Source organism: Amycolatopsis azurea DSM 43854 (assembly GCF_001995215.1).
GTDB lineage: Bacteria > Actinomycetota > Actinomycetes > Mycobacteriales > Pseudonocardiaceae > Amycolatopsis > Amycolatopsis azurea.
The window spans coordinates 247,672-266,992 of sequence record NZ_MUXN01000001.1 but is presented as its reverse complement, the minus strand read 5'-3'; the positions used below and the strand labels follow the sequence as shown (position 1 = coordinate 266,992).

The 19,321-nt window shown below is 68.6% G+C and carries 17 protein-coding genes; 4 read left to right on the top strand and 13 right to left on the bottom strand.

Annotation, left to right across the window (positions count from 1 at the left end; all coding sequences use genetic code 11):
- The first annotated feature begins 82 nt into the window (after positions 1-82).
- On the top strand, positions 83-733 hold the full coding sequence (locus tag B0293_RS01275; RefSeq protein ID WP_005160476.1) for a DUF4190 domain-containing protein: 651 nt from the start codon (positions 83-85) through the stop codon (positions 731-733).
- Positions 734-1,013: 280 nt separating this feature from the next.
- Here B0293_RS01275 and B0293_RS01270 read toward each other — a convergent pair whose 3' ends face one another.
- The 8 genes from B0293_RS01270 to B0293_RS01235 all read right to left on the bottom strand — a co-directional run bounded on the left by B0293_RS01270 (position 1,014) and on the right by B0293_RS01235 (position 13,151).
- Positions 1,014-3,803 (bottom strand): AfsR/SARP family transcriptional regulator, encoded by a 2,790-nt coding sequence (locus tag B0293_RS01270; protein ID WP_005165138.1) that lies wholly within the window; start codon positions 3,801-3,803, stop codon positions 1,014-1,016.
- Between the two features lie 654 nt (positions 3,804-4,457).
- Positions 4,458-5,357, bottom strand: coding sequence for an ectoine hydroxylase (thpD, locus tag B0293_RS01265; protein ID WP_005165141.1), 900 nt, complete (start codon positions 5,355-5,357; stop codon positions 4,458-4,460).
- A gap of 24 nt (positions 5,358-5,381) precedes the next feature.
- Entirely contained in the window at positions 5,382-5,771 is a 390-nt protein-coding gene (locus B0293_RS01260) for an ectoine synthase (protein WP_005165143.1), read from the bottom strand.
- A gap of 44 nt (positions 5,772-5,815) precedes the next feature.
- Complete coding sequence (gene ectB / locus B0293_RS01255; RefSeq protein ID WP_020631928.1) at positions 5,816-7,066, bottom strand: diaminobutyrate--2-oxoglutarate transaminase; 1,251 nt, start codon at positions 7,064-7,066, stop codon at positions 5,816-5,818.
- Positions 7,067-7,104: 38 nt separating this feature from the next.
- Positions 7,105-7,596 carry a diaminobutyrate acetyltransferase gene (ectA, locus tag B0293_RS01250; protein WP_026467053.1) on the bottom strand — a complete coding sequence of 164 codons (492 nt, stop codon included), beginning with the start codon at positions 7,594-7,596 and terminating at the stop codon, positions 7,105-7,107.
- Between the two features lie 223 nt (positions 7,597-7,819).
- Positions 7,820-10,792, bottom strand: a complete 2,973-nt coding sequence (locus B0293_RS01245; RefSeq protein WP_005165150.1) for a patatin-like protein — start codon at positions 10,790-10,792, stop codon at positions 7,820-7,822.
- A 324-nt stretch (positions 10,793-11,116) separates the two neighbouring features.
- A complete protein-coding gene (locus tag B0293_RS01240) occupies positions 11,117-12,361 on the bottom strand; it encodes a DUF445 domain-containing protein (RefSeq protein WP_005165152.1) in 1,245 nt (414 codons plus the stop codon).
- A 7-nt stretch (positions 12,362-12,368) separates the two neighbouring features.
- A complete protein-coding gene (locus tag B0293_RS01235; protein ID WP_005165155.1) occupies positions 12,369-13,151 on the bottom strand; it encodes an Abi-alpha family protein in 783 nt (260 codons plus the stop codon).
- Between the two features lie 80 nt (positions 13,152-13,231).
- Between B0293_RS01235 and B0293_RS01230 the strand changes: the two genes are divergently transcribed.
- On the top strand, positions 13,232-14,101 hold the full coding sequence (locus tag B0293_RS01230; RefSeq protein WP_005165158.1) for a maleylpyruvate isomerase family mycothiol-dependent enzyme: 870 nt from the start codon (positions 13,232-13,234) through the stop codon (positions 14,099-14,101).
- Here the strand turns inward: B0293_RS01230 and B0293_RS01225 are convergent.
- The gene (locus B0293_RS01225; RefSeq protein WP_005165159.1) at positions 14,064-14,462 is read right to left on the bottom strand and encodes a pyridoxamine 5'-phosphate oxidase family protein; all 399 of its coding nucleotides are present in this window, start codon (positions 14,460-14,462) and stop codon (positions 14,064-14,066) included. The two genes, B0293_RS01230 and B0293_RS01225, sit on opposite strands and share 38 nt — an antisense overlap.
- A gap of 81 nt (positions 14,463-14,543) precedes the next feature.
- On the opposite strand from B0293_RS01225, the gene B0293_RS01220 reads away from it, so the two are divergent.
- Positions 14,544-15,473, top strand: a complete 930-nt coding sequence (locus B0293_RS01220; protein ID WP_005165161.1) for an AraC family transcriptional regulator — start codon at positions 14,544-14,546, stop codon at positions 15,471-15,473.
- On the opposite strand, the gene B0293_RS01215 is transcribed toward B0293_RS01220, so the two are convergent.
- From B0293_RS01215 to B0293_RS01200, 4 genes are read right to left on the bottom strand one after another with little or no spacing between them, the layout of a single operon-like run.
- Positions 15,461-15,823, bottom strand: a complete 363-nt coding sequence (locus B0293_RS01215; protein WP_005165163.1) for a LapA family protein — start codon at positions 15,821-15,823, stop codon at positions 15,461-15,463. The two genes, B0293_RS01220 and B0293_RS01215, sit on opposite strands and share 13 nt — an antisense overlap.
- Before the next feature lie 38 nt (positions 15,824-15,861).
- Complete coding sequence (locus tag B0293_RS01210; protein WP_005165164.1) at positions 15,862-17,010, bottom strand: dipeptidase; 1,149 nt, start codon at positions 17,008-17,010, stop codon at positions 15,862-15,864.
- Between the two features lie 9 nt (positions 17,011-17,019).
- A complete protein-coding gene (locus tag B0293_RS01205; RefSeq protein ID WP_005165167.1) occupies positions 17,020-17,652 on the bottom strand; it encodes an alpha/beta hydrolase in 633 nt (210 codons plus the stop codon).
- On the bottom strand, positions 17,649-18,608 hold the full coding sequence (locus B0293_RS01200) for a ring-cleaving dioxygenase (protein ID WP_005165169.1): 960 nt from the start codon (positions 18,606-18,608) through the stop codon (positions 17,649-17,651). The genes B0293_RS01205 and B0293_RS01200 overlap by 4 nt, the downstream gene beginning before the upstream one ends.
- Before the next feature lie 99 nt (positions 18,609-18,707).
- On the opposite strand from B0293_RS01200, the gene B0293_RS01195 reads away from it, so the two are divergent.
- The gene (locus tag B0293_RS01195; RefSeq protein WP_005165170.1) at positions 18,708-19,169 is read left to right on the top strand and encodes a MarR family winged helix-turn-helix transcriptional regulator; all 462 of its coding nucleotides are present in this window, start codon (positions 18,708-18,710) and stop codon (positions 19,167-19,169) included.
- Positions 19,170-19,321 lie beyond the last annotated feature (152 nt).

The following is a 19,321-nucleotide window of genomic DNA, read 5'->3' as shown; positions in this document are numbered from 1 at the left end:
TTTTTCCGGCAGGTAACAATTTCGGCCATTGCCCCGAACGATGGGTTAACGTCTTCGGACGGAAGCCTCCGAAAGGGCACGTATGCCGACCGATCCACCACTCCCGCACCCGCCGGCGACCCGCTACGGCCCGGGGTTCGCCACCCACGGAACCCGTCATCGAAAGCCCAAGAACGGCCTGGTCATCGCCGGTTTCCTGGTCGGACTGGCAGCGCTCGGGGTCGCCTTCGTCCCGGTCGCCGGGGTAGCCGCTTGGCCGCTCGCCGTGACCGGATTGGTTCTTTCCGTGATCGGTCTTACCAAAATCAAGAAGGGCGAAGCAGACAAGAAGGGAATGGGGATCGCGGGACTCGCGCTTTCCGTCGCCGGTTTGCTGGCCGCGAGCGGGTTACTGGTCTACACCAACTTCTTCGCTACCGGTCAGTCGGGACTGCACATCCCGGCGGTCGCCGGGGACAAGCACACCGTCGAGTTCGTCGTCAGCGCGTCCGGCGGCGCGACCGTCCGGTTCGGTTCGCTCAACGACCAGCGGAGCGAGACGACCCCGGCCAGCACCGACGAATGGCGCGGGACGGCGTCGTTCAACTCGGGCGACTACCTGCTCACCGTCACCGCGGACACCAGGAACGCGTCGGTCAGCAACCAGATCGCGTGCACGATCCTGGTCAACGGCCAGAAGGTGGCGGAGAACAAGGGCCAGACCATCGCCCTGTGCACCGCGAGCACCGGCTGATCTCCGACACGTTTCGTCCTCTGAATGCGGTACTTGCGCGGGCAACTACCGCATTCAGAGGACGAAAGGCGGATTACCCGCCTGGCGGCCGGCCGGTATCGCCCCCACCTCCACCGGCCGGACCGCCACGAGCCGCTCCTGGCGGCTCTTCAGACGGCACCCGAAGGGGCCGCCCGAGCGCCGATCCTTATCGCATGCCCCTCCCCTAGGGCTCGATCGACGCTGAACGGGACCCTACGCGCGTGTGCGGCGAGGCCACTAAGAATCCGCTAAGGATCACTCACGGACCTTCGCCGAGGCCCGACAGTTCCGCACGGACCAGCGCGGCGAGCTTCGGATTCGCGTCGGCCAGGATTTTCAACGCGAGCGCGAACTGCTCGCGGGCACCGTCCACATCCGACCCGGCCCGCAGCACCCTGCCCAGCGTCAGCCGCAGCACGCCTTCCTGGAGGACGAACCGCCTGCTGATCGTCAGGTCGACGGCTTCCCAGACGTACCGTTCGGCGGCGGCGAGTTCGCCGATCCGCATGCTCAGCTCGGCCAGGTTGTTCAGCGAGACGACGACGTAGCTTTCGTCGCCGAGGGTCCGGTCGATCTCCAGCGAGGCGACCTGGTGCCCGATCGCCTCGATGAACCGCCCGGACCGTTTTTCGGCCTCCGCGCAGTTGTTGAGCGCTTGGCCGCGCAGTTCGAGATCGCCGGTCAGTTCCGTCTCTTCGATCGCCCGCCGCAGCGTCCCGATGGCGTCGTCGTACCGTTCCAGCAGGGTCAGCGCGGAGCCGAGGTGGATGTTCGCCGAGACCATCAGCCGGTTGTCGCCGATCGCGCTCGCGAGTTCCAGCGCGCGTTCGGCGTCGGCGAGACAGCCCTGCGGGAGTTCGAAGGTGAGGGCGATGGCGCAGCGGGAGATCAGCATCCAGCATTGGCCGAGGACGTCGCCCGATGCCTCCGCGGCCGCCAGTCCGATCTCGACCAGCCGCGTCCAGTCGTCCAGCAGCGGGTACACCGCGCGGTAGGTGTGCGCGACCCTGGCCAGCTGCCAGACGTCGTCGTGGCGCCCTCCCGCACGGGCCGCTTCGAGGACTTCGACGAGGTTCTCCCATTCCGCGGTGAACCAGTCCTGCGCCTCGGTGAAGGAGTTCAGCGGCGGTGCCTGCGCGTCGGTCAGCTCGCCGGTGAAGTCGAGGGGATCGACGATCCGCAGCATCTTCCGCCGGGCCCGGTCCGCGACGGACTGGTAGTACCGCACGGACCGGGTCAGCACGTCCTGCCGGTCTTTCTCGTCGAGCTCGTTCTCGGCCAGCTCACGCAGGAACAGGCGGACGAGGTCGTGCGGTACGAAGGAGTCGCGGCCGGTTTCGGAGAGCAGGTTGTGCGCCGTGAGCACCCGCAGATGCCGCCGTGCCTCGGCGACGGTGATCCCGCCGATCGCGGCCGTCAGATGGGATCCGGCCGAGACGACCGGGACGACGCCATGCCGCAGGAACGTGTTCGCGACGTCGGACGGCAGCCCGCGGAACGAGACGTCGAACGCGGCGCGGACCCCGTCGTCCGGCCCCTCGACGTCGAGCGCGGCCAGCCTGGTGCGTTCGTTGCCGAGTTCGTCGACCAGGTCCTGCGCGGACCACTGCGCGCTCGCGGCGAGCCGGGCCCCCGCGATCCGCAGCGCCAGCGGGAGATACCCGCAGAGCCGGGCGAGCGCGTGGTTGAGGTCGAAACCGGCGGGCCCGGCGAGTTCCTCGATCAGCCGGACGGCGTCGCCGGGCGCGAGCGTGCCGAGGACGCGCAGTTTGGCCGCGTTGGACACGGCGAGCCCGTCGAGCCGCGACCGGCTGGTCACCAGCGTCATCGACCGCGAACCGGGCGGCAGCAACGGCCGGACCTGTTCGGCGGAGCGGGCGTTGTCGAGGATCACCAGCATCCGGCGGCCGGCGATCATCGAGCGGTAGAGCGCGACGCGTTCGTGGACCTGCTCCGGGACGCCCTCGGCGGGGACGCCGAGCCCGAGCAGGAACTGGGCGAGCAGGTCGGCGGGCTCCAGCGGCGGGTGATGCGGGTCGAAACCGCGCAGCGAGGCGAAAAGGATGCCGTCGGGGAAACGGCGGGCGGCGCGGTGCGCCCACCAGACTACGAGGCTGCTCTTGCCGATCCCGGCGGTCCCGGTGACCACGCCGACGGCGGTCTCGCCCGCTTCGGCCCGCTCGGCGAGGACGTCGAGCCAGGCCAGATCGGCCTCGCGTCCGGCGAGGTTCGGCACGGCGGGCGGCAGCTGCTGCACGGGCGCCGTATCGGCCTTCGCGTCCTCGACGACCTTGACCGGCAGGTCGTCGTTCAGGACGCGTTCGTGCAGCCAGCGCAGGTCCGCGCCGGGTTCGACGCCGAGGGTCCGCAGGGTCGCCCTCGACACCGTGCGGTAGAGCTCGAGCGCGTCGCCGCGGCGCCCGGCGTGATACAGCGCGCGCATGAGCTGCCCGGCCGTGCGCTCGGCGAGCGGATTCGACCGGACCATCGGGCTGAGTTCGACGATGAGTTCCGCGTGCCTGCCGAGTTCGAGGTCCGCGTCGACCCTGGCGCCGTGGACGGCGAGCCGCAGGTCCTCCAGTTCGGGGGCGCGGACGGAACCCGGCACTCCGGCCAGCGCGGGTCCCTGCCAGAGCGCGAGGGCCTCGGCGAGCAGCTCGGACGCCTTCTCCGGGTCCTCGGTCGAGGACTGTTCCAGCAGCGCGCGGGCGCGGTGGACGTCGATCCGGGCGGGTTCGACGGTGAGCTGGTAGCCGGGCGGCGCGGTGAGGATCCGGGCGCCGCGCGGATGGTCGCCCTGGATGTCGCGGAGCACGCGCCGCAGGTGGGAGACGTTGCCGTGGACGATCGTGCGGGCGGTGGCCGGCGGGTCGTGCCCCCAGAGCGCGTCGATGATCTCGTCGAGCGCGACGACCTTGTTGACTTTCAGGGCCAGCAGCGCGAGCAGGCCGCGAACGCCGGGACCGCCGACGGGGACGGGCCGCTCGCCGTCGAGGAGCCGCACGGGACCGAGGAGCTGGAAACGGGCAGGGGAACCGTTTTCGCCCATGGCAAGCACCCCTCCTCCGATCTCTCCCCTTACCGGAGTAGCCAACCTACCGCGCGAAGACGCCGCCAACCAGAAAACACGGGGAAAGAGAGACATAGCAGGACACAACCGACCCCGCGAATTGATCCAGCTTGGTCGGGGTGCGTTCCCTCGCCGCGAAGGGCGAGTTTCCGAGGGAAGGGGGCCTTCACACGCCGGCGATCGCTGCTTTGGCCTGGAACCGGCGGACTGTCTCCCCGGAAGCGCGTCAGCGCGACGGGGAGACTTCACCCCGCGCGCCTCTTTTCGGGCCGAAGGCCCACGAAGACGTTTTGTAGGGCGCCCTTACCTCTCAACCGCCGCCCGCCCACGATCGGGCGCCCTGCGAAACGTCTTCGTCAGCGCGCGGAAAAAATAAGGCTCCGTGCCATCAGTCCCGATCTGATGGCACGGAGCCGGGGGATGTCCGATTTGGGCCGCCTGGGGGCGCGACCCACACCGGACATCGGCGTCCACGTCCGTCCGGGTGGGCTCACCCCGAGCGAAGAACCCGTTCGACCGTCGACAACACCTACGTGAGCGAGCCCACTGGCCCGCTCACGTGGCGACAACGTAACAGGGCGCACACTGGTGGCTACAGGCGCCCCGGTATGGCCTTCGCTACCTGCGGTTTCGTCAGCGTGTCAGCGGGGTCGAGTCGCGGCCGGCGATGAACGCGGGGCGGCGTTCGATCGCCGAGAACGGCTCCTGCAACGCGTTCTCGACGCTGTTGAACACGACGAAGATGTTCGACCTCGGGTACGGCGTGATGTTGTTCGAAGAACCGTGCATCACATTCGAATCGAACCAGAGCGCGGAACCGGCTTGTCCGGTGAATTGATCGATTCCGTTTTCGGCGGCGAGTTTGGTGATGTCTTCCTCACTCGGGACACCGACCCGCTGCTCTTTCAGTGAACTCTTGTAGTTGTCTTCCGGGGTTTCCCCGGCGCATTGGACGAAGGTCCGCTGCGACCCCGGCATCACCATCAGCCCGCCGTTGAACGGGTAGTTGTCGGTGAGCGCGATGGAGCAGCTGACCGCCCGCGGCGACGGCATGCCGTCTTCGGCGTGCCAGGTCTCGAAGTCCGAGTGCCAGTAGAACCCGGTGCCCTTGAAGCCGGGCATGTAGTTCACGCGGCTCTGGTGGATGTACACCTCGGAGCCGAGGATCTGCCGTGCCCGGTCGAGCACGCGTGGGTCGCGGACGAGCTCCGCGATCAGTTCGCTGGTCTCGTGGACGTCGAAGATGGAGCGGACTTCACCGGTCTTGGCTTCGGTGATGACGCGCTCGTCGTCGCGGTGGTCCCCCGACGACATCCGCACGAGTTCCTGCCAGTACGTCTGGATCTCGCCAGGCGACAACAACTGGTCGACGACGGTGTAACCACGGGCCTCGTGGTTGGCGAGGGTGGCCGCGTCGAGCGGTCCATCGGCCTCGTTGCCCCAGACGGTGGGGTGCGTCCTGGGCAGGTGTTCGGGCTTACCCGTGATGCGGGTCGGGTAACTGTCGTCGACTCGGGTGTCGGTCAGCGTCAAAGCGGTCGCCTCCTCGAGCGATTCCTAGGGTTCGGTGACGAGCGGGTACACGCCGTTCTCGTCGTGGACCTCACGGCCGGTGACGGGCGGGTTGAACACACAGACGCACTTGATCTCGGTCCGGGGCCGGACCTGGTGCTTGTCGTGGTCGTTGAGCAGGTACAACGTGCCCGGCTTCAGCTGGAAGACCTCGCCGGTCGCGGTGTTTTCGAGCTCTCCCTCACCGGAGGTGATGAAGACCGCTTCGATGTGGTTCGCGTACCAGAAGTCGTTGACCGTCCCGGCGTAGAGCGTGGTCTCGTGCACCGAGAACCCGACGCCTTCCTTGGCGAGCACGATGCGCTTGCTTCGCCAGTTCGGGGTCTTGATGTCGGCGTCGGTATCGGTGACCTCGTCGAGTGTTCTGACAAGCAACGGAAAACTCCTTCTCGTTCTTGGTTGAGGGCGGTCGGTTCGGGTCAGCTGAGGACGGTGGCGACGGCCTCGTCGATGATCGACAGGCCCTTCGTGAGCTCGTCCTCGGTCAGGGTGAGCGGCGGGAGCACCTTCATGACCTCGCCGTCGGGGCCGGAGGTCTCCATGAGCAGTCCGCGCTCGAACGCGGCGGCGCAGACCTTGCCCGCGAGGTCGCCGTTGGCGAACTCGATGCCGCGGGCCAGGCCGCGGCCCTTCGCGAACAGGTTCGCGTCCGGGTAAGCCTCGACGATGCCTTGGAAGGCGGCGGCGATGCGCTCGCCCTTGGCCTTGGTCGACTTCTCCAGCTCGTCGTCGCTCCAGTAGACGCGCAGCGCCTCGGTCGCGGTGACGAACGCCGGGCTGATGCCGCGGAAGGTGCCGTTGTGCTCACCCGGCTCCCAGACGTCGAGGTCGGGGCGGATCAGCGTCAGCGCCATCGGGATGCCGTAGCCGCCGATGGACTTCGACAGGCAGACGATGTCGGGTTTGATGCCCGCGTCCTCGAAGCTGAAGAAGGGGCCGGTGCGGCCGCAGCCCATCTGGACGTCGTCGAGGATCAGCAGGATGCCGTGCTTCTTGCACAGGTCGTCCAGCGCCTTGAGCCATTCGATGCGCGCGGCGTTGATGCCGCCCTCGCCCTGGACGCCCTCGACGATGACGGCGGCGGGCTCGTTCAGGCCGCTGCCGGAGTCTTCGAGGAGCTTCTCGAAGTAGAGGAAGTCCGGGATGGAGCCGTCGAAGTAGTTGTCGTACGGCATCGGCGTGGCGTGCACCAGCGGGACGCCCGCGCCGCCGCGCTTCATGGAGTTGCCGGTCACCGAAAGGGCGCCCAGCGTCATCCCGTGGAAGGCGTTGGTGAAGTTGATGACCGATTCCTTGCCGGTCACCTTGCGCGCGAGCTTCAGCGCGGCCTCGACCGCGTTCGCGCCACCGGGGCCGGGGAACACGACCTTGTAGTCGAGGTCGCGCGGCTGGAGGATCTTCTCCTTGAACGTCTGGAGGAAGTCCCGCTTGGCCACGGTGAACATGTCGAGCGCGTGGGTGACGCCGTCACGGGCGATGTAGTCGATCAGGGCCCGCTTGAGCGCCGGGTTGTTGTGCCCGTAGTTGAGCGCGCCGGCGCCGGCGAAGAAGTCGAGATAGGCCTTGCCGTCTTCGTCGTACAGGTAGCTTCCCTGGGCCCGGTCGAACACCACGGGCCAGCCACGGCTGTAACTGCGTACTTCGGATTCGAGTTCCTCGAAAATACTCATCACGTTTTCTTTCTCCCTGGGATCCCCGGTTTTACGTCCTAGTTGTTGCCGAGCGGACCGATTCGGTACAGGTCCTCCTGCTCATGCGTTCCTTCCTCGGCCGGGAAATCCGTCGCGGAGAACAGATCCTGGCGCTCCAAGGTGGCGTCCCATCGCTTGGCGAACGAGGCGAACAACCGGATCGAAGCCTCGTTGTCCGGAGTGATCGTGGTTTCGAGGTAGCGGACCCCCTGGGCGACGAGCTGGTCGAACAGCTCGTCGAGCAGTGCCCCGGCCAGGCCTTTTCCGCGCTGGGACGCGTCGACCGCGACCTGCCAGACGAAGCCGGTGTCCTGCTTCCGATACCCGATCACGAAGCCGACCGGCTCGCCGTCGACTTTCGCGACGACCGAGGTGTCGGCGAAATCGTGGCACCACAGCATATAGGCGTAAGGCGTATTGAGATCGAGCTTCTTCGAATCGCGGGCGATTCTCCAGAGCGCGGCACCGTCTGCCTTGGTCGGGTTTTCGATCAAGTGCTTTCCGGACATGTCCAAGAAACGTACCGGAGGATTCGGGCGCGGTCAGATCAGCGCGGCGGCGGCAACGCGGCTACCTGCAACAACCCCGAAACACACGTGACAAAGGTAACGGTAACGTTTGAAGCGCAGCGCTTGTGGGTAAGGCCGCTTGGAGACGGTCTCACTGGATGTGACGATACCAACCGTTGCCACTTCGTCGCAGGGTCAGGGCGCGATTCGCGGCCCGATTCCGCTATTTACGACTCCGCCTGCGACGGGTGATCGAGCCGAGCGGCGTCCAGACAGCGGGCAACAGGAGCAGCAGGCAGACGACCAGCCACCAGACCGGCGCCTCGCCGCGCCGCCAGCCCGCGACGACGTCGCCGAGCAAGCCGAACAGCGGGTCACGGACCGGGGGCAGGAACGCGGCGAACAGCAGGGCCGCTCCCACCAGCACGGCCAGCACCGTGAGCACCATGCGCCACGTCTTGCGCAACGTCATCAGGCTGACCGCCAGGAACACGAGGGCGCCCGCGGCCACCGGGACACCGACCCACTGCAGGACCGGGCCGCCCTGTCCGCCGATGACGAACCCGGCCAGCACGGTGATCAGCGCGGCGAGCACGTTCCACGGCGACGGCAGGGTGGCCGCGCCGCGGGTGATCCACCAGGCGCTGCGCCCGGCCGCCTGGGCGAAGGTCGCGGCGGGCTGGACCGTTTTCGGCATCCGCGTGGCCCCCGCGGCCGCGTTGAGCCCGGCGGCACCCGCCTTGACCAGCGTCTTCGTCAACAGCATGGTCCCGCGTTCGTGTTCGAACCGCTCGCCGGAGACCTGGCAGGCCTGGAACGCGCGCTGGGTCTGCTCGTCGGTTTCCGGCTCGTTCTCGAGGAGTTTCCTGAACCGTTCCGACGGTCTCCCGTTCCCCTTGGCCTTTTTCGCGTCGTGTCCGCTGTGGAGGCCGACGCAGGGCAGTTCCTCGCGCGCGATCTCCAGCTGCCGGACCCGCGCGAGCACCATCGCCGTCACCGGCATGCTGATCGGGAGCGCGGCTTCGCCTTCCACGTCGGCGAGTTCGCCGTCGAGCCCGAGGAAAGCCAGCTCCTCGGCCAGTTGCGCACACAGCGCGTCCGCTTCCTCTTGCGCCAGCCCGTCTTCCGTACCGGGACGGCGCCAGCCGATCTTCGTGAAGGTGTCTCGCACCCGCGTCCGGAACGCCTCCCGTCCGACGACGTCGCGCAGCAGCCGCAGGCGTTTCGGGTCGAGCAGGCACTGGACCAGCCAGCCCGCGCCGTCGACCCGGCCCCACATCCAGTCGTTGGCGCGCCAGGACGCCTTGTAGAAGGCGCCGAAGTAGTCGGCCTGCATACCGGTGAGCTTGGTCCACGAACGGCGTCGCTTCATGTCCAGCAGCGTCCGGGAATCCGCGCTCACCTGGACGAGGTCGACGCGCTGGTCGACCGACGGCGGTTGCGCCAGCAGCCCCCGGGTCGCGATGTGCAGGCGCACCAGACGCGAGCTGACGATGGGATCGCCCGCACTCTTGCCGTCGGACGTCAGCCCGGTCCACGCCAGCAGCGTGCTGACCGTGTCGGCGGCTTCGGTCTCGGGTTTCCCTTGCGCCAGCGGCAAAAGGATCGGCGTCGCCTGCCGGAGCGCGGCGATCACGAGCGGCCACGCCTCCTTGAGCGTGTCCGACCGGCCCAGCTCGGCCCACTTCTTGGCGAGCCCCTCGATCCAGGCCGCCAGCGTGTCCTCGGACTTGGGCGGATCCTGCTGGTTGACCCAGGCCGCGATCCGGTCGCCCCGGGCGGCCTTGTGCCTGGCCTCGTGCAGCAGCACGCGGCACTGGTTGAGCTGGGTCGCCCGCTCCGGCGACGGGTCGAGCCGGAAGCCCGCGTTCACCAGCTGCAGGCCGGTCGCGACCGAATCGTCGAGCGCGGTGGTGCGGAAGGCGATCAGGTCGTCGAGTTCGCAGGTGTCCTTCGGCGGCTCGGCGGGCAGGCCGTCACGCAGGCCCGCCGCCGCGGCCGCGCGCAGCTGTGCCGCCGTACCGGACGCCCACTGGCGGCCCTGATCCTCCACATCGGACAGTGAAAGCCTGCGGGTCGCCTCGCGGACCAGCGCGGTGGCGTCCTCCTGGACCCGCCTGTCGCGGTAGTCGTTCATCAGCCGCTGGTCGACCAGTGTCTCCGGGCCGCCCCGAACCCCCATCGCGGCAAGGGAAACGCGGGTTCCCCTGGTCCGGACGACGGCGTCGTTGTGCCGGGTCAGGTCTTCGAGTTCGGCGCTGATCGTCTGGCTCAGCACGGTGCCGACGACCTTGCTCATCGCGCTGCCCAGCAGCGGCGGCCGCTCGGGGTCGACCGCGACCCGCTCGGCTTCGCGTTCCGCCGTCGGCACCACGTACAGCAGCAGGCGCCGGACGTCCGAATGCGACTGTCGTTCGAAGATCTCCCGCAGCGCCGGGCGCAACGGCTTGTTCAACAGCACGCCGCCGTCGGTGAGCCAATGCGACCGCGAGACGTCGGTGTACTTGGCCATGTCCGGATGCAACGGCCCGGTCTTCTCGCCGATCGGCATCCGGGAGAGTTCGAACGCGCCGGGGAACGACGCGGTGGACCGCGCCGCGAGCGCGAGCGGACCGACCACGTCGTCCGTCCATAACGGACCATCGAAGCGGAAGAGCAGGCGATGTTCGGTGTCCCGCACCAGGTTCCCGAGCGCGTCGTCGAACCTGGTCGTCTCGCCGTCGATCATCGTGCCGGTGAGCAGCACGGTGATGTCGGGACAGTCGGGTTTCACCGTCGCCTTGTCGGTGATCCGGTGCAACGCGTCCTTCAGGTCTCCCAGCAGGACTTTGTCGCCGTCGAGCAGCGAGCGCGGTTCCTTCTCACCGGGATCGCGGATCAGGTTGTCGAGCGATCCCGTGCTGATCCACGTGTCGCGCAGCACCTGCGGACTCGACCGGAACGCCTCCGCCAGCCCGAGGCACGCCGCGTTGATGCCGCCCGCGCTCGTGCCGGTGAGCACGTCGAGCGAAACGGTGGCGTTGAGCAGGTCGAGCAGGGCGCGGTACGGCCCTTCGGATTCCGGCGCTCTCGACGCTTGAAGCAGATGCGAGGTCTCGGTGGCGACCCCGCCCATCCAGACCGCGAGGCTCGCCCCGCCCACCATGGTCATCGCCAGCCGGATCTCCTGCGGCCACGGGCTCCCCGCGTCGGCCATGTGCGCCCTCCCCAAGGCTCAGTGCACGAGCACTGTAGACCGGACGGTGGAACCGGTGTACCGCCGTTGGTGCCGAAATTCGTTCACCCGTAAGGGCAATTTCATCCGGCTGGAGCGCCAAGCGGGACGTCGGGCGGGACGTCGGGCGGGGCGTCGGGCGGGGAGAGCCACTTTCGCAACCTTGAAGGTTGCGAAAGTGGCTTTCGCGACATCGCCGCCAGGCCCGGCGGGCGAGGGAAGGCCGCAAGTAGCTGACGAATTGCGGTAGTTGAGCAAGCGAACTACCGCATCCAGAGGACGAAACGCGGTAGGGGAGCCGGGGTGTCAGGCGGCGAAGTGCTCCAGCAGGAGGACTTGGGCCTCACCGACGGCGAAGCCGAGGACGGCGCCGGTCGCGATCAGGATCCATTCGTCCTGCTGGAAAGCCGGCCGCAGCAGGCCTTCGAACTCGCGCGGTGACAGCTCCTTCATCTTGGTCACCAGCACGTTCCGGATGTCCATCGCGTCGTTGGCGTAGTCCTCGATGTACCGCATGGTCTCGGGCAGCTTGTCCATGATCTTCTCGGCGATGTTCAGCTTCATGTCCTGATACCGCCTGCTGCCGACGGCGAACACCACCAGCGGTTTCCCGACGCCGACGCGGCGCCCGAGCTGTTCGTCGAGCTGACGCTGGATGAGCCCGAGCACCCGGTCCGACAGCGGTCCGTGCAGCACCGCCTCGATCACGTTGTGCGGGGTGATGATCTCCTTCGCGATCAGCGCGCCGTACGCCTCCGCGACCTCGCCGCGCCGCTTCAGGAACAGGCCCTGCCAGCGCACGCCGAAGTACCGGCGCTCCTCGATCGGATAGAAGATCATGCGCAGCGCCAGCCAGTCGGTGAACCAGCCGGTGAAGAGCCCGAACAGCGGCATGATCAACGGGAATTTGAACAGCACCCACGCGATCATCTGGATCACGCCGATCAGCCCGCCGAAGAAGATGCCGGAGCGGGCGATGAACTTGAACTCCTTGTCGCCCGCCTCCTGGAAGATCCGGTTCAGCAGCCGTTTGTCCTTGACCAGTGCGGTGACCACCATGCCCTTGAGGTCGAACACACTGTCCACATCGGACTTGATCAGTTCCAGCACGGCCGCGACCATCTTCGGCGTCTCGGCCTGGACGCGCTGGATCACCAGCCGCTGCATCCCCACCGGCAGCGATTCCCACAGCCCCGGCTGGTAGTGGGCCGCGACGTCGCGCACGATGTCCTCGACGGCGGCCTGGAGCGGTTTTTCGATCTCCCGCGCGATTCTCTGCGGATCGAGCCGGGCGACGACCTCCGCCGGTTTGATCAGCTGTTCGGTCATCGTGTCGCAGGCGATGCTCGCCATCCGCGCGGCGCGCTTGGGCACGATGCCCTGCCAGCCGAGGAAGGGTTTGATGCCGATGAACTCGACCGGCTGGAACATCATCCGGATCGCGACGAGTTTGGTGGTGTAGCCGATCAGGGCGGCGACGACCGGGATGGAGACGTAGATCGGCCAGTGCTGGGCGAAGTCGGCGAGGATGCCGTCGAGGAACGCGCCCATGCCGGGGTCAGCCGGCGCTCGGGTCGCAGGCCTGCCAGAACTGGGCGCCGAGGCGGGAAATATGGACCGTGCGCTTCACGAACTTGGCCCGCTTGACCGACTTCTCCGCCTCACGGACGGTCTCGTCGGTCAGCAGGATCTCGTACTGCGTCTCCAGCGCGGGCACCTCTTCGTCCAGCTCGACCAGGCCGAGCCCGATCAGCCGGGTCAGGTAGCCGGGCACCTGGTCGGGCAGCGAGACCCCGGCGGCCTTGCCGACGGTGGAGGCGTTGCGCAGCACGAACCGCCCGGCGCCGCCGAGGTTCGTCCGCTCGGCGACGTCGACCGCGGGGAACGGCGAGCCGTCGGAGAGCGCGGAAAGGATGCGGGCCTCGTCCGGCGTCAATTGCCGCAGGATGATCGCGTAGAGGTACTCGCGCGCCCGCTCGCGGCCGAAGCCGATCGAGTGGTTGAGCAGTTCGGCCATCGCCGCGCGGAGCGGTTCGAGCTGGGCGCGCGTGTGCACGAGGGTGATGGTCGCTTCGACCGGGCGCGCGCCGTTGGTGTCGGGGCGGTTCATCGCGGACGCGGCGGTGAGCGCGGCGTGGTACGGGTCGTCGACCTCGTCGAGACGGCGGCGCAGCTCCGAGAGCAGCTGCCGCTCGCCCTGTTTGACGATCTGTTCGGCGAGTTCGACGCCGGGGAGCTTGCGGGTGAACTCGAATCCGGTGCGGGCGGCCCAGCCCGCCAGCTGCCCCGCGCGTTTGGCGAAAGCGGCCAGGTCGTCACCGGCGGGTCGATCGTTGCTCACGGACACTCCCCTCGCGTTCGCGCTGATGCTACCTGCGAGTAGGCCGAACGGCCGAGAATGTGATGGACCTGGGTGTTTGGATGGTCACCATGAGCTTCACGCGCTGGGGTCCGCCGATCGACGTCCTCCCGTTGTTCGCGCGGGAGGAACAGGCCTTGATGGACGTCCTCACCGGGCTGGACGCCCAGCGGTGGGCCGCGCCGACGGCGTGCACGGGCTGGACGGTGCACGATCTCGCCGCCCACATCCTGGGCGACAAACTCGGCAGGCTGTCCCGCGACCGCGACGACTACCGGACGACGGCGCCGCGCGAGGGCGAACGGTTCGGCGACTTCATCGACCGGATCAACGACGAATGGGTGGTCGCGTGCCGCCGGCTGTCCCCCGAAGTGCTGTTCGCGATGCTGGTGGACAGCACCTCGCAGATCGCGGAGATGTTCGGCCGCGCCGACCTCGACGCCGTCGGCGAGCCGGTGAGCTGGGCCGGTGACGAACCGGCGCCGGTCTGGCTCGACGTCGCCCGCGAGTACACCGAGTTCTGGGTGCACCAGCAGCAGATCCGAGAGGCCGTCGGGGCGCGAATGCTCGACGAAAGCGAGTTCCGCGGGCCGGTGATCGACACCTTCATGCGGGCGCTGCCGCACACCCTGCGTGACATCGAAACGCGGACGGGACGGCAGGTCTCCTACACCGTCACCGGCCAGGGCGGCGGGAAGTGGACGGCGCAGCGGACCGCGGACGGCTGGGCGATCGACCGCGTCGCGCCGACGTCACGGGCACCTTTGGCCTCGGTGACGACGGACGCGGACACGTTCTGGCGGCTGTGCACCCGGAATCCGGCGGACCGGGACCGGGTCACCGCCAAGGGCGACGAAAACGTTTGCGCGGCCGTGCTCGGGATGACGTCGATCATCACATCGAGTAGCGGCTCACCTTCTCCGGCCGGATGACGAGCCGGACGAGGTCCAGGGTCTGGATCCCGGCGAGTTCACCGGCGTGGGCCGGGTCTTCGAGGTCCCAATAGCGCTCGGCGAGGCGGGCGGCCAGCTCGTGCGCCCCGTCGGGCTCCACCGCGGCGCTCCCGGCGACCGAAACCCAGCGTTCGCGCTCGCCCACCGGTGCGGCGACGACGATCGAGGCGCGGGGATCGGCGTTCAGCTTCCGCACCTTGGGCGAGTCGCTCGGCGTGAACAGCTGGATGGCGCCGTCGTCGGCGGCTTCGAACCACACCGGCCGAACCGGACCGTCGGCCACGGTCAGGAATCCGTGCAGGGGGCGGCGGAGAAACTCAAGATCTTCGGCGGTCAGCATGGGCTCGATTCAACCCGGCCGGCTTGGACGTGCCCATAGGCGAAAAGCCGGATCGCCTGTGTATTCGTCTAGCCTCGCCCCGTGGACGTCTTCAGTGACCTGATCCGCGGGGTGCGCTCCCACGGTTCGCTGTTCGGCAGTTCGACGCTGTCCCCGCCCTGGTCACTGCACTTCGTGGACGGCGCGCCGCTGACCCTGTGCGCCGTGCTCACCGGCGCGGGCTGGATCGTGCCGGAGGACGGCCGGCCCGAACTGCTTCGCGCGGGCGAGACGATCATCGTGCGCGGCCCGGCGACGTTCACTTTCGTCGACGAAGTCGACACTTCCGCCGAGCCGATCGTGTGTGGTGAGGCCTGCGCGACGCCCGAACTGGGCGGGACCAGGCATCGGCTCGGCTGGGTCGACGACCCCGGCGGCGAGACGACCTTGATCGTCGGCGCGTACCCGGTGCGCGGCGAGATCGGCCGCCCGCTGCTGGACGCGCTACCCGTGGTGCTGCGGGTGGACGCCGGGGGCGCGGGCGATCCCGTGCTGGACCACCTCGCCGCCGAGGTCGCCATCGACGCGCCGGGTCAGCAAGTGGTTCTAGACCGGCTGCTGGACTGGATGCTGGTCTGCTCCCTGCGCGAATGGTTCGACCGGCCCGGCGGCGAGCCCCCGGCGTGGTGGGCGGCCCAGCGGGATCCGGTGGTCGGCGACGCGCTGCGCCTGCTGCACGCGGAACCGGCGGCGCCGTGGACGGTCGGCGCGCTGGCCGGGCGGACCGGGGTCTCGCGGTCGACGCTGGCCAAGCGGTTCGCCGACCTGGTCGGCGAACCGCCGCTGACCTATCTCACCCGCTGGCGGATGACCCTCGCGGCGGATCTGCTGACCGGCGAGGAATCCGCGACGATCTCGGACATCGCCCGCACCGTGGGCTACTCCGACCCCTTCGGGTTCAGCGCGGCGTTCAAACGCGTGCGCGGCGTCAACCCGAGCGAGTTCCGGCGCGGCGCCCTTCAGCGCAGCTGATGCCGGGACTTCTTGGCCTGCTTGCGCAATTGCAGGATCCGGGCCCCGCCGACGAGCGCGACCAGCGCGCCGCCGGCGATCACGGAGAACAGCATCGCGACGGCCAGCGGCATGCTGCCGGACATGCCCAGGAAGTGGACGGTCGCCGTGTCCTGGTTCTGCAGGATGAACACGAGCAGGAACACCAGCACGATCAGCGCCACGATGACGGCGATCCACGTGCCGCTCACCCTGGTCCGTTTGAGCTTCGGGCCCGCCTGGAATTTCCCGCTGTGGCGCGCACCGCCGGTTTCAGGCGGTGTAGCGGGCTCGACCGGAACCCCGGCGGCACCCTCCTGCGGCTGCGTCATGCAGGACAGTGTCCGCCGAAGTGCGCGCGCCCGCGCCCTCAAGCGTCCGAACGGGTGACCTCGTCCGCCGCGCGCAGCACGCGCAAGGTGTTCTTCCCGGCCAGCTTCGCGCAATCCTCTTCGCTCCAGCCGCGTTCCAGGAGCGCGGCGAACAGCACCGGATACTTCGAAACGTCTTCGAGGCCTTCGGGCAGCGTCGCGACTCCGTCGTAGTCCCCGCCGAGACCGATGTGGTCGACTCCGGCCACTTCGCGCGCGTGCTCGATGTGCGCGACGACGTCGCCGATGGAGGCCTTCGGCTTCTCGGGGCCGCCGCGCTCCTCGGTGAACTTCGTGCGCTGGTCGATGTTCCGGTAGTCCCGGCCGGCGGCTTCCATGTCCTGACGCAGCTGGTCGTCCCACTCGGAGACCTTCGGCGAGATGAAGCCCGGCACGAACGTCACCATCGCGACGCCGTCCTTGGCGGCGAGGGTTTCCAGGACGTCGTCGGGGATGTTGCGAGCGTGGTCGTTGACCGCGACGCACGAGGAGTGGCTGAAGATCACCGGCGCGGAGCTGACCTCCAGCGCGTCGCGCATCGTGCTCGGCGCGACGTGCGAGAGGTCGACCAGCATGCCGATCTTGTTCATCTCGCGGACGACGTCACGGCCGAAGTCCGTGAGCCCGTTGTGCGCGGGTTCGTCGGTGCCGGAGTCGGCCCAGGTGGTGTTGTAGTTGTGCGTCAGCGTCATGTAGCGGACGCCGAGGCGGCGCAGGATCCTCAGCACGCCAAGGGATTCGGCGATGCTGTGACCGCCCTCGGCACCCAGCAGCGACGCGATCTTGCCGTCGCGGAAGGCGGCCTCGGCCTCGTCGGCGGTGTCCACGAGGGCCAGGCGATCGGGGTAGCGCTCGGCCATCTGGTGCACGATCTCGATCTGTTCGAGCACCGCCGTCACCGCGCTGTGCCCCTCGAACTGGCAGGGCACGTAGACGGACCAGAACTGCATCCCGAGCCTGCCTTCGGCGAGCTTCGGGAAGTCGGTGTGCAGATGCGGCTGGCGGACCGTGAGATCCGTGCCCGCGACGGCCTCGACCGGATCCGGCCCGGTCGTGACCCGCAGCTCCCATGGCAGATCGTTGTGCCCGTCCGCGAGGAGGACCTTTTCGAGCAGGGCCTGGGCGCGGACGAGGTCCCCGTTAGTCATCGGACGATTTTACGTTCGCGTGCTTTGCTCTCCCCGTGCCGGGTTGAGCCACCCCGCGGCCGCTACCAAACCGTTGCCGGTCACCTGATGCCCGCCGGGATGCCGGTGCGCGACGACGTCCGCGTCGCGTTCGCGCAGGTCACGGACGAGCGTCTCGGCCGACGCCAGCGGCGCCATCGGATCGTGTTCGCCGTTCGACAGGAAGACCCGGGTGCCGGACAGGTCGTTCCGCGGCGGCTCCGGGAGCGGCGACATCGCCGCGAACAACGCGGCCTCCCGGACGGCGTCCGGGCGGAGCAGGGTCACCGCGGCGGCGATGTTGGCGCCGTTGGAGAACCCGATGGCCACCAGCCGCCTGTCGCCGAGGCCGTACTCCTCGCGCGAGGAGACCACGAAGTCGGCCAGCTGGCCGGCGCGGAAGACGACGTCCTCGTGGTCGAAAACGCCCTCTCTGAGCCGCCGGAACCACCGCGCCGCACCGTGTTCCGACACCGGTCCGGCCGGCGCGAGCAGCGCCGAATCCGGGCTCAGCTGACGGGCGAGCGGCACGAGATCGTCCGGCCCGCCGCCGGTGCCGTGCAGGAGCAGCAGCACCGGCTCGTCCGGCGATCCTTCGACGTATTTGTGTTCGAGAGCGCTCATCGCGGGTTGTTCTCGCTCGGGAGGTCCAGCTTCGGCAGCATCGCCTCGATGTCCTCGCGCTTGGGCTCCAGCCACGGCGGCAGCTTCAGCGCGCGGCCGAGTTCGAGCAGCGGCTCGTCGATCGCGAACCCGGGTTCGTCGGTCGCGACTTCGAGCAGGGTGCCGCCCGGCTCACGGAAGTAGATCGAACGGAAGTACTGACGGTCCAAAATGGACGTCACGTTCACGCCGTCGTCGATCAGTTCGTCGCGCCACGCGGCCTGGGTCGCCTCGTCCGGCGCGCGCCAGGCGACGTGGTGCACGGTGCCCGCCGCCACCAGCCCGCGCGGGGCGTCCGGCGTCACGAGGACGTCGACGAGCGCGCCCGGCCCGCCTTCACCGGCGGAGAACCGCAGGCGGTTGCCCTCCTGGTTCACGAAGGTCAGGCCGAGCCCGTCGGTCAGCATCCCGGCGGTGGCGTCCTCTTTGGACACCGAGAGCGTGACGGAGTGCAGGCCGCGGATCGCGTGCTCGGCGGGGACGAGTTTCGTGTCCCACGGGTCGCGCGGGTCCCCCTGCGGATGGGCGACGAGGGCGAGCTTCAAGCCGTCCGGATCGGCGAAGGTGAGCGTCTCCTCGCCGTCGGAGTTGCGGATCTGGCTCGTCTCGACCCGGTTCTCGGCGAGGTGCCGCTTCCACCAGCCGAGGGAGGTTTCCGGCACGGAGAACGACGTCGTGGTCGCCTGTCCGGTGCCGTGCCGGCCCTTCGGCGCGTCCCGCCACGGGAAGAAGGTCATCAGCGAGCCGGGCTTGCCGTGCTCGTCGCCGTAGTAGAGATGAAAGGTGCCGGGGTCGTCGAAGTTGACGGTGGTCTTCACCAACCGCAAGCCGAGGGCCCGGGTGTAGAAATCCACGTTGCGCTGGGGATCGCCACCGATGGCGGTGACGTGGTGCAGGCCCGAGGTCTTGATCGACATGGTGCCCCTCCTCCGGTAGCCGGTGAAATCAAGCTAACCCGATAACCTCTCGCGCGCAAGATATATTCCAGGAAGAGTTCTTGGTGTACCCTCGCTCGCGTGACTGTGGCGAAACCGGAGGAACCGAACGACGACGAAGTGGTCACCTGGTGGGGCCTGGTGATCGAGGGCTACCTGGCCACGCAGAACAAGCTGATGGGCGAGATCGCCGAACGGTTCGGCCTGGCGCCGGCGTCGTTCGACATCCTGATCAGGCTCGTGCGCTCACCGGAACACCGGATGCCGATGACGCGGCTCGCGGTCGAGGCGGCGTTGTCCAGCGGCGGGTTCACCAAGGTCGCGGACCGGCTCGTCGCCGCCGACCTGATCTGCCGCGTGCCCAGCCCGGACGACCGGCGCGTCACGTTCGCGGCGCTCACCGAGCACGGTCTCGACGTCGCGGAGCGGGCGCGGGAGGCGTGCGCGGAGATCCTGCGGCGCATCGTCCTGGCCCCGCTCGGGGACGACGCTTCCGGCCTCGCCGAGGCCATGCGCACCTTACGGACCGTCAACGGCGCTTGAGTTACGCCTTCAAGCACGCGAGTTCGCCGTTCAAGCACGCGTGTCGTCCGTCTGATCACGCGAGTCGTCCATCCGGTCACGCCGGCCCGGAGTGCGGTTTCGGCGAACTCGCGTGCTTGGAGGCGCAACTCGCGTGATCAGCTGGACGACAC